A 12,136-nucleotide genomic window follows, 5' to 3' on the forward strand; every position below is an offset into this window, starting at 1 on the left:
GCTATTACCCCTATGGATGTTTCATTTCAAGCACATACTGCTACTAAAAAAGTAAGGTCAGACTCTGCTTCTGTAAAGATGCTGGGCATTCCGCTATTTGTTTTTGCTACTGCCTTTGCCTCTCTAAGTATTATCATCGGGCTTATCTGGGATATCTCCTGGCATACCAGCATAGGCCGCGATGGTTTACTTTCACCTCCTCACCTGGGGATGTACCTGGGAGCGATAGTCTCCGGCCTGTTTTCCGGCTATCAGGTTCTGAAAACCAGTTTTTGGGGTAGCAAAGAAGTGAAGCAGCGTTCAGTACGCTTTTGGGGTATTTTCTCAGGTTCACTGGGAGCGCTTTTCTGTATCTGGGGCTGCTTTGCTATGCTTACCTCCGCACCTTTTGATGACTGGTGGCACAATACCTACGGTCTGGACGTTACCATACTTTCCCCTCCTCACACAGTACTGCTCCTGGGGATGATGATGGTGCAATTTGGTGCGATGATCAGTGTACTGGCTATGCAGAATCAGACTATACCCGCTGGTCTTTCTGCTTTGCAGGAAAATAAGCGCAACAGACTGCTGAGAACAATTTACGTAATTACCTCCGGCTTTTTTCTGGTGATGCTATATACGATGGCCTCCGAATTCCAGAGCAGGCATGATATGCACGGCGGCACTTTTTACATTGTTGGTGGACTACTTTACCCCTTCTTTCTCTCAGCCATAGCACGTTCTTCCAAGCTCAAATGGGCCGCCACTGCCACCGCCGGAGTATATATGTTGGTGCTGATGCTTCTCGCCTGGATGCTTCCGCTTTTTCCTGCCGAACCATTGCTAGGCCCCATATTGAATGATATTACCCACTATCAGGCCTTTGATTTTCCTTTGCTGCTGATCATTCCGGCAATTGCGATTGATATGATTATGCAGCGGAAAGAAGAAAATAATAAGTGGCTACTTGCGCTGATGATTGGTCCCCTTTTCGTCTTACTGCTTCTGGCAGTGCAATGGCCGTTCGGAGACTTTCTGATGTCGCCTTATGCGCGCAACTGGTTTTTTGCACAGGAAAGTTGGTATTTTGGCAGTAATCCTGACTGGGAATATCGCTATGCCTACGCCCCCTGGATGGTGAGTAGCGGTTGGCCCTTAATTAAGAGCCTGCTGATCGCAGGAGGAATCTCTATCCTGACTACCCGCCTGGGACTACACTGGGGTGGCTGGATGAAAAAAGTAATGCGCTAAAGCCTGAGCTTATGAAATATATCATAAATCCAGTTCGTCTTTTTATCTTATTCCTGCTGGTATTATCTCCTGCCTATGCCCACGTAGGAAGCCCGGGAGTCATCTATGAGGGAGAAGCCGGTCCTTATAGAATTATGGTAAATGTAAATCCTCCGGACGTAATACCCGGTACGGCTACGGTGCAGGTGTACGTGACCAATGGAGGTGTAGAGCAGGTGCTGCTCAAACCCATTTATTGGTTCAGCGGGGCTGATGGAGCACCCAAGGCAGATGAAGCTTTACCGCTTGCCGCTAGTCCGGGGCAGTATGAAGGGTTGACCTGGCTGATGAGCAATGGCACTGCCAGCATAGAAGTCAAGGTGAGTGGCGAATTAGGAGAAGGAACAGCACTGGTGCCGGTAATGGCGATGTCTACTGCCCAGAAAGAAATGGACCCAGCCCTGGGCTGGATACTGGGAGCTTTAGGTTTATTTCTGGTCATCCTCATGATCACCATCATTGGTGTGAGTGTCAGTGATGCAGTAGTACCTCCCGGGGATGAAAAGAAGAAAACAGGACACCGTAAAACCAAAGGTATGGTAGTCGCCGCTGCTTTTCTTTGCCTTATCCTCTATGGTGGAATGAGCTGGTGGAACAACTGGGCTGAGGATTATCGCCGTTATATGTATAAGCCCTACCAGGCAAACACTAAAGTGGTGACAACAGATAATGGCAGGAAGATGATCTTTGAAATTGACTCAGCCTATAAAGAATATCGCCAAAACTATTTACCAATCAGCTATCTTATCCCCGATCACGGTAAGCTTATGCATATGTTTTTGGTCAGGGAAGGGAGCCTGGATGCCTTCGCCCACTTGCATCCTGTTCGTACGGATTCGCTCACTTTTGAAGTAGATTTACCTCCGCTACCCAACGGACGTTACTTTGTTTTTGGCGACATCGTGAGAGGCAATGGTTTTCACGAAACTATCACTGATACTATGGAAATCATGGGTTTAGAATTGCCGGTAAGTTTGACTACGTCTGACGAAAATGATGGATGGCAACCTTCCGACCCTGATGATACTTACATTATTTCCAATCCGGTTTTACCTAACCAGGTGCAGCTGGCTGCCGGAGATATTGTGGTCTGCGGCAAGCCGGGTATTCGTACGCCACTTCCGGATGGTTCTTCGGCAATCTGGGAACATGAAGGTGAAAGCTTTCAGGCCAACCGTCTTTATCCCATGACCTTCAGTATTCTTGACCCCGATGGTGAACCCGCTGAACTGGAACCTTATATGGGTATGATGGGGCACGCGGTAGTTATGAAGCATGATGGTAGTGTTTATATACATCTTCATCCGGTAGGTAACTATTCATCTGCTTCTCAGGATCTGATCAAGCGGCGCATGGAGGATGACAGCCGACTGGTCGAACTGCCTTCAGCCGATCAGTTTCGTGATAGTGTAGACCAGGTGGTAGCCAGTATCAAGGCTATGAGTGAAGAAGAAAGAAATGATTATCTGATGGAATTGATGGGACATACTTATGAGGAAGAAGAAAATGGTGAGCATGCCGGCCATGCTACCGTTACCTTTCCCTACGCTTTTCCTGAGCCGGGCAATTACCGTATCTGGATACAAATGAAACGCAATGGGCAGGTACTTAACACTGCTTTTGATGCGGTAGTGGAGTAGTAGGAAGAGAATTACTAATCTTAATCATTGATGCTGAAAAGGCTAATCTAAATATAGCTAAGCTTTCAATGTTGTTAATCATATGCCTACTTTCTTTATATTAAAATAAAGCGATTCATTCTAAATCAGTTCTTGCTGATAATTCTCCATCCTTTTCCAATAGATTTGATGGGCTTGCTTAGCGCTTAGCAAATTTTCATTAAATTCACCGGCTAAAAGATTAGCTAAAGTATACATGAAACTTACAGAACCTACCTTATTGCTGGACGAAGAAAAAGCCAGAAATAATATAGCCGTGATGGCTGATAAAGCCCGTAAGCTGGGCGTAGAACTGCACCCCCACTTCAAAACCCATCAATCTCAGGCAGTGGGAGGATGGTTTGCCGAGGAAGGCATCAAAGCCATTACTGTTTCTTCTTTGCGCATGGCTTCCTACTTCGCTGACGATGGCTGGGAAGAAATTACTGTAGCTTTTCCGGTCAATGTGCTCCGCAAAGACATCATCAAAGACCTTTCAAAACGAATCCGGCTCAACCTTTATATCAATAACCTGGAATCAGCTCAGTACCTGGAAAAGCACCTGAAAAGACCTGTTGGCGTATTCACTGAAATTGATACGGGCTATCATCGTTCCGGCATCCCATATCAAGCTGATGAGGAAATTTCTCGCCTGCTTTCTTTTTTTAAGCATGCTGAGCATCTGCAGTTTCAGGGTATTTATGCCCATGCCGGTCATTCCTATCATGTGCAGGGCAAGGAAGCGGTAAGCAAAATCCATCGTGAAACGGCTGGTCGACTCAACGAAGTCAGGAATAAGTTTGAAGCGGATTTTGGCCCGATCAAAGTCAGCCTGGGAGATACACCATCCTGTAGCCTGGCCGACGATTTTAGTGATGTGGATATCATCCGTCCCGGAAACTATGTGTTCTATGATTTGGTTCAGGCTCAGATTGGTGCCTGCACTACTGAAGAGATTGCGGTATGCATGGCTTCGCCTATTGTAGAAAAACATTCGGATAGAGGCGAGGTGATTATACATGGAGGAGCCGTTCACTTTTCTAAAGATACACTGGCTGAAGGTGAGCAAAAGATGTATGGTAAGGTGGTCCCTTTGCATAATGAAGGCTGGGGTGAGCCTCTGGAGGGGTGCTATGTAAAATCGCTATCTCAGGAACATGGTGTAGTAAAGCTGAGTGAAACTGTCATGAAGCAGATTAAAGTGGGAGACTGGATCGGTATCCTGCCCGTACATTCCTGCCTTACGGCTGACCTGATGCGCTCCTACTGCACTTTGGGGGGACAGGTATTACGTTGCATGCCTTAACTAAAAAAATCAATATCTCTAAATCAAAATACGTCATTTTCTTTATGAAGAAACAAGTACTTCATTTCCTGTTTTTTGCTGCCATCATTATATTCATCAGTGCCTGTGCCAGCAGGCCGGGCATCAGCTCCCGAAAGTTCAAAGATTATATAGCGGAGTCTCCTGTATTTAAAACTAACTTTACCGGCTTTGCACTGTATGATACCAGACTGGATGAAATGGTGTATACCTATCAGGGAGATAAATATTATACTCCGGCTTCTAATACCAAGATATTTAGCCTATATGCCTCTCTGAAGCTGATGGGAGATTCTATCCCGGCGCTTGAATACACCGTTCAGGGAGATTCACTGCTGTTTACCGGTACAGGTGATCCTACTTTTTTGCATCATGATATTACGGATCTGGATACTACTTATAGTCAGCATGTTTACAATTTCCTGAAAGACTATGACGGACAGCTGGTATATGTGCCCAGGCCTACCGAAGATAGATATTTCGGACCCGGTTGGGCGTGGAGTGACTATAATTTTTATTATTCTCCGGAGAAATCCGTTTTTCCTATGTATGCCAATGTGGTACGCTTCAATTTTAAGGAAGGTTTTAATAAGCCTCTGGTGAGCCCTGATTTTTTTACCAGTTATGTAGAAGGCTTTCCCGATCCAAAAGCACCCTATTCGGTCTTCAGACAACAGCACGAAAATTACTTTAGCTATGCACCCAAAGATGATACACTGAGCTTTGAAAGGGATGTACCTTTTATACAGTCAGATCGGCTAGTAGCCAGATTGCTTTCCGATACGTTAAAGAGAAATGTACAACTGATGCAGCCAAAACTAAGTGTACAGGATAGTTTTCCGGTCTTTACGTATAAGCTATATAGTTTGCCTGCCGATAGTGTCTATAAGCGGATGATGCAGCATAGTGACAACTTTTTTGCCGAACAGTTGCTTATGACCTGTTCTTCAGTTTTTCAGGATACATTGAGTACCGAATGGACGATTGACTATATGAAAGAGCATTATCTGAACGACCTGCCGGACGAACCTATCTGGAGAGATGGGTCAGGCTTGTCACGCTATAATCTGCAGACGCCTCGCAGTATTGTTGCTCTCTTGCGAAAAGTAGGCGAAGAATTGAACGATGAAAGGATCAAAGATATTTTCCCGGCGGGAGGGGAGTCCGGTACCATAAGCTCCTGGTATCCTAATCCTGAGGGTAGTGAGCCTTTTGTGTTTGCCAAGACCGGGACACTCAGCAACAAGTCTGCCTTGAGTGGATTTATTTATACTAAATCCGGTAAAAAGTTGATCTTCAGTTTTTTACATAACAACTATATTACTTCTACTACCCCACTGAAGAAAGAAATGGAAAGGATATTACAGGATATTTATCTGAATTATTAAAAGTTCTAAGCCATAAGCTGAAATGACTTAAAAAAGTCATCAGCTGAAAAATTCTTATCTACTGCAAAATTACGTACGTAGAATCTTTGAAGGCCTCCGTCTAATACAAATGTGGCTAATTTGTAGAAAGTGTACCTTCAATTTTGTATAATCATGTAATATGTCTACTCATATAAATTCGCCGCTCACCTTTCGTTTGGTGATGATCCATGTGGGGGCATGGGTTGCTTTTATTCTCCTGTTGTTCGTGATATTCGGTACGCCAATAGATGATCCGAGTGTAACGATGAGAACTTTACTGTCAACCATTCCTCTGATCGCACTATTTTATTCTAACACCTCTTTTCTGATCCCTCGCCTGTTGGCTAAGAAAAGAGTGATTCCTTATATACTGGCAGTGATAGGAGCCGTGGGCCTGGTAGCCCTGCTCACTTTATGGATTGAAAGAACCTTCAACTGGGAGTTTTATGAGAGTCACAGCTGGTATCCCGGAATCGTAACCAGCCGCTCGGTACTCAATAGCCTTTTGATTCTTACTGTGAGCGGAGGCTTGAAAATGACCAAAGAATGGTTCAGAAATGAGCGCCTGAAGAATGAGATGGAGAAAGAGAAAATGGCTTCTGAACTGGCCATGCTCAAATCACAGATCAATCCTCACTTTTTATTTAACAACCTCAATAACATCTATTCACTGGCTATCAAAAAGTCGGAAGACGCTCCCAAAGGCATAGTGATGCTTTCGGAAATGATGCGCTATGTGCTGTACGATTCCAGCGCCGACAAGATTAGTCTGAGTAAGGAAGTAGAGCATTTGCAAAACTATATTGATTTGCAGAAGCTACGTTTAAAGCAGGGTAAGAAAATTTGCTTTGAAACTGAAGGTGATCTGGAAATCAAGAAAATTGAACCTATGCTTCTGGAACCCTTTGTGGAAAACGCATTCAAGCATGGTGACATTTTCAGGCAGGAGGGTAATATTTGTATCAAGTTAAAAGTGGAGGGGGACGAGTTGAGCTTCAAGGTAAAAAATACAGTAAGCAGAAACGGACACGTTAAAGATAAGCACTCGGGTATTGGGTTGAAAAACATAGAAAAGCGGCTTGACCTACTTTATCCCAAACGCTATCAGCTAAATATAGAAGAGAAAGAAGGAACATTTGAAGTGGATTTGAAGCTAAACTTGACCCATGATTAGATGCATAGCGATTGATGATGAGCCCCTGGCACTTGATGTGTTAGAAGATTTTATCAAAAAAGTGCCTTTCCTGCAACTGGTAAAATGCTGTCAGAGCGCGGTGGAAGCTATAGAGCTTCTCCATCAGGAAAATATCCAGCTTATCTTTCTGGACATTCAGATGCCGCAAATCTCAGGAGTGCAGTTTCTGAAAAGCCTGGAGCATCGTCCGAAAGTCATTTTTACTACTGCCTATTCAGATTATGCACTGGAGGGCTTTAACCTGGACGCGGTAGATTACCTGCTCAAGCCTTTTACCTTTGAGCGTTTCCTCAAGGCAGTGAATAAAGCGTATCAGCAGATCAATATGCAGACTGCTCCCCCAGAACAGGCGGCGCCCCTGGTAAAGGATTATATGTTTGTAAAATCGGGCTATGACATTATCAAGGTACATTATAAGGATATTCGCTATATAGAAGGGCTGAAAGATTATGTAAAAATACATACTGACGAAAAGGTTGTGGTATCTTTGATGAGCATGAAGACTCTGGCAGATGATCTGCCTGAGCAATTTATAAGGGTACATCGCAGTTTTATCGTTAATTTTGAACGAATCACCCTGGTACAAAAACGGAAAGTATTTATTCAAAAAGTAGAGATACCTATTGGGGAGGTATACAGAGATGCTTTTTTTGAGAGACTGAAGCAAGAACGTTAGCCAACATGACCACAACCATCCAAAACAAGAGGTTGCACCTCTTTGTCACCCTTCTGTTAATTCTTCTTGCTATAGCTGGCAGGGCTCAATCCGTTGAAGATGACCCTTTGGTCTTAAGCTTACAGGAAAGTATTGAGCGTGCGATCAATAATAATGTCTCTGTTAAGCAGACTGAACTACAGGTGATAGGAAGCCAGGTGGCACTCAAGCAGTCAAAAGCTGACCTGCTGCCCTCGCTGAATGCCAGTACCGGCATCAGCTATAGCGTAGGGCGTACCATCAACCAATTTACCAATGAATATGTAGACCAGCCGGTGCGGCAGCAGAATATGGGCATAAATTCCCAGCTCACTATATTTAACGGGCTGCAGCGTCTGAATACAATTAAGCAAAATAAAATTAACCTGGAAGGCAGTCAGTATGAGCTGGAAGCCAGTAAAGATGCGGTGACCCTCAATGTGATACAGGCCTATACTCAGATTTTGTTTAATATTGAGTTGTTGGAAACCGCCGACTTTCAGCTACAGACGACACAACAACAGTTGCAGCGTACGGAAAAGCTGGTGAATGCAGGTTCGTTACCTATCGCTAATCAATTGCAGCTAGAAGCGCAACTGGCCAGTGATGAGCTTAATATCGTTAATGCGGAAAATGACCTGGAACTGGCATATCTCAATCTGAAACAACTACTGCAAATTCCTGAGAGCGACGCTATAGAAATTATCATTCCCGAACTGGAAGCCCCTACATCAGCAGAACTGCCTTTCTCTGCCGGAGTGGTGTATGAAGGGGCTGTACAAAACTGGGCAAACTTGCAGAGTGCCGAACTACAGATAAACAGTGCCCGCTACGGCCTGGCCATCGCAAAAGGTGGCTACTATCCTACACTTTCCCTTAGTGCTGGAATTTTTTCGCAATATTCCAGCATAGCCCCGGACCAGATTCCCCGAGCAGGTACGGATAATATTACCAGCGTGCTTCCTACCGGAGATTTTCTCCAGGTGCCCGATGGCCTGATACCGGATTTACCAGCCGGAACACGTATTCCTGTGCTGACGGAAACGCAGATCCCTTCAGAGTTTACAGACAATACCTACTGGAATCAGTTGGACTTTAACCTACGCCGTTTCATCAGCCTGGACCTGAACATACCTATCTTCAACAATTGGAGGGTACGCTCTAATGTCGCCAATGCCCGGATCAATATGGAGAGTGCCCGCCTGGAGGTGATCAATCAGCGAAACCAGCTGCGCCAAACTATTGAGCAGGTATACCTGGATGCTAAGGCCGCCGCCAAGAGTTTTGAAGCCAATAATAAGAGAGTAGCCTCTTTACAGGAAGCTTTCAGGAATACCGAAACCCGCTACCAGGTAGGAGCCATAGACGCAGTGGATTTCAATCAGGCGAAGAATGACCTGAATGCAGCAGAATCCGATCTGATAAGAGCAAAGTACAATTATATCTTTAGCCTCAAGGTGCTGGATTTTTATCAGGGTAAACCGCTGGATTTCTAGTATAGAATTTGTCTATCTTAGGTTATGGGGATAAAAGATCTTTTAATAACACCGGTCTGGTTAGGCATCATTTACATGATAGCCTATGCACTGAAGCCTGCTTTCACTGATCTCCGAATCAAACGCTACTTCATTCCTGGCCTTAGTGTTAAGATCATCGGTGCTTTATCCGTAGGTTTTATCTATCAGTTTTACTATGGGGGAGGCCGACCCAGTGGGGATACTTTCGCTTACTTTAAGGATGCCAATGTAATCTTCGGGGCTTTTTGGGAGAACCCGGTCGCCGGCATTAAACTCTTTCTAGCGAGGGGAGAAGTATCACCTGAAACTTTCCAATATGCCAATCGCATGTACTGGTTTAATTCCCCTACGGAATATTTTGTGATAAGGGTGATTGCTCTCTGTAGTTTACTTACCTTTCATAGCTATGCTGCCAATGCTCTACTCTTTGCAGCAATCAGCTTCTCAGGGATATGGGCAATGTATCGTGCTTTTTATAAACTATTTCCTTCCCTGCACAAAGAGTTTGCGATAGCCATGCTTTTCATCCCTTCAGTTTTCTTCTGGGGTTCCGGTATTCTTAAAGATACTATTACCTTAGGAGCATTGGGTTGGGCTACCTGGGCAATAGTTCGCATTTTCTTTGAGCGCAAAGGAGTGGTAGTAGCTGGGATTGTTCTCTTTCTTAGTCTTTATACCATTTACTCCATCAAAATTTACATTGTACTTTGCTTTCTTCCGGCAGCTATTCTGTGGGTATTCCTGGCAAATGCCGAAAGGATAAAGTCAGTGATAGTTCGGATAATGATTCTTCCATTTGTACTGCTTATTAGTGGGGTGCTGGGCTATTATGCCATGCTGGAAATTGGGGAAGACAATGCCCGCTACTCCCTGGACAAAGTATCGGAGACCGCAGAAATCACTGCCCGCTACCTGACCTATGTAGGGGAAAGCCAGGGTGGTTCGGTTTATACCTTAGGTGAAGACTATGACTTTAGCCTGGCAGGCATGCTCAGGAAATTCCCTCTGGCAGTCAATGTTACGCTTTTCAGACCTTATCTATGGGAAGCTCATAATGTAGTCATGCTTTTATCCGCGCTGGAAAGCTTTGCGACTTTATTATTGACCCTATGGGTAATCTATCAGGCCGGTCTGGTCAATCTTATCAGATATCTATTGGCTAAGCCCATCATTAGTTTTTGTTTGCTCTTTGCCATCGCCTTTAGCTTTGCGGTGGGTATCTCTACTTACAATTTTGGCTCTCTGGTAAGATATAAGATCCCAATGTTCCCATTTTATTTGGCAGGCTTATTCATCTTGCGCTATCTTGCCCAGCGAAAAAAAATAAAACCCAAACGGCGCACTAAAGTCCTTGTAAAACCTTGAAAAAACTTTTCCTCTCTTTCTGCCTGCCTCTTTTTTTGTACTCTCTTCCCACATTTGCCCAGAGCACCTATGCCCCTCTGCAGGAATCTTATTACCAACTGCTGCATCGCTATGAGCTTTTGAATGGGCAGTGGTCATCTGAACTGGGTTCCATGGTCAAGCCTTTCCAGCGAGAAGCTATTGCTACTTTTTTAGATTCCTTAGAGCTTGGCTCACCCTCACAGGCAGATCAGTTTAACCTTGACTATCTCAGGCTGGACAATTGGGAATATACGGATACGCTGGCAGAAAACAGTCGTAAAGCCATCTTTGGTGTTTTTTACAAAAACCAGCGTGATTTACTTAGTGTAAGGGAGAAAGATTTTGAACTCTATGTGAACCCGGTATTGCATTTGGGGGTGGGAGCAGATCAGGCGGAGGGAAATCCTTATATTAATACACGAGCTGTGCAATTGCACGGGACCATTGACCGTAAAATTGGCTTTTATACGTATATCGGTGAAAATCAGATCGCTTTTCCTGACTATGTGGATCGCCATATCAGAAATAAGCTTAACGTACCTCAGGAAGGTTTCTGGAAAGGCTACGGCGAAAGAGGTGTAGACTTCCTGACGGCACGAGGACATATCAGTTTCAGCGCCAGTAAGCATATTGATCTGCAACTAGGCCACGGACGTCATTCTGTAGGGAATGGCTATCGCTCCATGCTACTTTCTGACTTTGCCAATAATTACCTCTTTCTCCGTATCAATACAAAAGTCTGGAAGTTACAGTATACCAATATCTTCGCCCAAATGACGGCTGACCTCACCGGCAATAGTACCGGCCTTTATGGAACAGCAGCCTTCCCTCATAAGTATTTTGCCATGCATAGGCTGGGCGCCAGTATTACCCCTAAGCTACAGCTTGGCTTGTTTGAGAGTATTACCTATGGAGATGCGTCGGGCAATTTTGATTTTAACTACCTGAATCCCATCATTTTTTACCGAGCTGTAGAGCAACAGGGAGGTAGTGCCGGTAATGCATTACTGGGTCTGGACTTACGCTGGCTTCCGCTCAGAGGGGTCGCGCTCTACACCCAGGCTTTGATTGATGAGTTTGTGATTTCTGAAATTCGCTCAGGAAAGAACTGGTGGGGCAATAAGTACGCGCTTCAATTTGGTCTTGAATATGCCAATGCCCTGAGCATTGATAATCTGGATTTGCAGTTAGAGTATAATAGGGTACGGCCTTATACTTATGCCCATGAGGATCTCTATCGCAGTTATACTCACTACGAACAGCCACTGGCCCACCCTCTGGGCGCTAATTTTAAGGAGCTAATAGGTATAGCACGTTTTCAACCTATTGGCAGATTGCAGCTACAGGCCAAACTTATTGGGGCACAGTATGGAGGAGATACACTAAACTCCAATTGGGGGCATAATATCCTGCTGGATAATCGTACCAAGGAGCGTGACTATAATAACACCCTGGGACAAGGGGTGGAGAACAATTTGTTGATCGCTGATTTTATTGCCTCTTATCAGCTGTGGCACAATATGTTCATAGACTTACGCTACCTGCATCGCAGCCGTCAGAATGATTTGCTGCCGGAAGCGGAAACCACCAATTTTACTTCTATCGCGCTGCGCTGGAACATCCGGCAGCGCTACTATGATTTCTAACAGTTCTACCAGGTTTCAGAAACTTGGCAGATATA

The 12,136-nt window shown here is 44.7% G+C and carries 9 protein-coding genes; all 9 read left to right on the forward strand.

Annotation, left to right across the window (positions count from 1 at the left end):
• Positions 1-12 precede the first annotated feature (12 nt).
• The 9 genes from OKW21_RS02170 to OKW21_RS02210 all read left to right on the forward strand — a co-directional run bounded on the left by OKW21_RS02170 (position 13) and on the right by OKW21_RS02210 (position 12,101).
• Positions 13-1,233: a hypothetical protein gene (locus OKW21_RS02170; RefSeq protein WP_277476765.1), complete on the forward strand. Its 1,221-nt coding sequence runs from the start codon at positions 13-15 to the stop codon at positions 1,231-1,233.
• A gap of 11 nt (positions 1,234-1,244) precedes the next feature.
• Positions 1,245-2,912, forward strand: coding sequence for a hypothetical protein (locus OKW21_RS02175; protein WP_277476766.1), 1,668 nt, complete (start codon positions 1,245-1,247; stop codon positions 2,910-2,912).
• A 235-nt stretch (positions 2,913-3,147) separates the two neighbouring features.
• A complete protein-coding gene (locus OKW21_RS02180) occupies positions 3,148-4,236 on the forward strand; it encodes an alanine racemase (protein WP_277476768.1) in 1,089 nt (362 codons plus the stop codon).
• Between the two features lie 44 nt (positions 4,237-4,280).
• A complete protein-coding gene (locus OKW21_RS02185; protein WP_277476770.1) occupies positions 4,281-5,642 on the forward strand; it encodes a D-alanyl-D-alanine carboxypeptidase in 1,362 nt (453 codons plus the stop codon).
• Between the two features lie 160 nt (positions 5,643-5,802).
• Complete coding sequence (locus OKW21_RS02190; protein WP_277476771.1) at positions 5,803-6,837, forward strand: sensor histidine kinase; 1,035 nt, start codon at positions 5,803-5,805, stop codon at positions 6,835-6,837.
• Complete coding sequence (locus OKW21_RS02195) at positions 6,830-7,534, forward strand: LytR/AlgR family response regulator transcription factor (RefSeq protein ID WP_277476772.1); 705 nt, start codon at positions 6,830-6,832, stop codon at positions 7,532-7,534. Before OKW21_RS02190 ends, OKW21_RS02195 begins: the two co-directional genes overlap by 8 nt.
• Before the next feature lie 5 nt (positions 7,535-7,539).
• Entirely contained in the window at positions 7,540-9,048 is a 1,509-nt protein-coding gene (locus OKW21_RS02200) for a TolC family protein (protein WP_277476773.1), read from the forward strand.
• A gap of 75 nt (positions 9,049-9,123) precedes the next feature.
• Positions 9,124-10,434, forward strand: coding sequence for a hypothetical protein (locus tag OKW21_RS02205; protein WP_277476774.1), 1,311 nt, complete (start codon positions 9,124-9,126; stop codon positions 10,432-10,434).
• Positions 10,431-12,101 carry a capsule assembly Wzi family protein gene (locus OKW21_RS02210; protein ID WP_277476776.1) on the forward strand — a complete coding sequence of 557 codons (1,671 nt, stop codon included), beginning with the start codon at positions 10,431-10,433 and terminating at the stop codon, positions 12,099-12,101. The genes OKW21_RS02205 and OKW21_RS02210 overlap by 4 nt, the downstream gene beginning before the upstream one ends.
• Positions 12,102-12,136 lie beyond the last annotated feature (35 nt).

The organism is Catalinimonas alkaloidigena (genome assembly GCF_029504655.1).
Lineage (GTDB): Bacteria > Bacteroidota > Bacteroidia > Cytophagales > Cyclobacteriaceae > Catalinimonas > Catalinimonas alkaloidigena.

Bases quoted from the DNA above. Each gene is read 5' to 3' on its own strand.
- OKW21_RS02170 (WP_277476765.1), top strand. From the start codon at position 13: ATGGATGTTTCATTTCAAGCACATACTGCTACTAAAAAAGTAAGGTCA.
- OKW21_RS02175 (WP_277476766.1), top strand. From the start codon at position 1,245: ATGAAATATATCATAAATCCAGTTCGTCTTTTTATCTTATTCCTGCTG.
- OKW21_RS02180 (WP_277476768.1), top strand. From the start codon at position 3,148: ATGAAACTTACAGAACCTACCTTATTGCTGGACGAAGAAAAAGCCAGA.
- OKW21_RS02185 (WP_277476770.1), top strand. From the start codon at position 4,281: ATGAAGAAACAAGTACTTCATTTCCTGTTTTTTGCTGCCATCATTATA.
- OKW21_RS02190 (WP_277476771.1), top strand. From the start codon at position 5,803: ATGTCTACTCATATAAATTCGCCGCTCACCTTTCGTTTGGTGATGATC.
- OKW21_RS02195 (WP_277476772.1), top strand. From the start codon at position 6,830: ATGATTAGATGCATAGCGATTGATGATGAGCCCCTGGCACTTGATGTG.
- OKW21_RS02200 (WP_277476773.1), top strand. From the start codon at position 7,540: ATGACCACAACCATCCAAAACAAGAGGTTGCACCTCTTTGTCACCCTT.
- OKW21_RS02205 (WP_277476774.1), top strand. From the start codon at position 9,124: ATGATAGCCTATGCACTGAAGCCTGCTTTCACTGATCTCCGAATCAAA.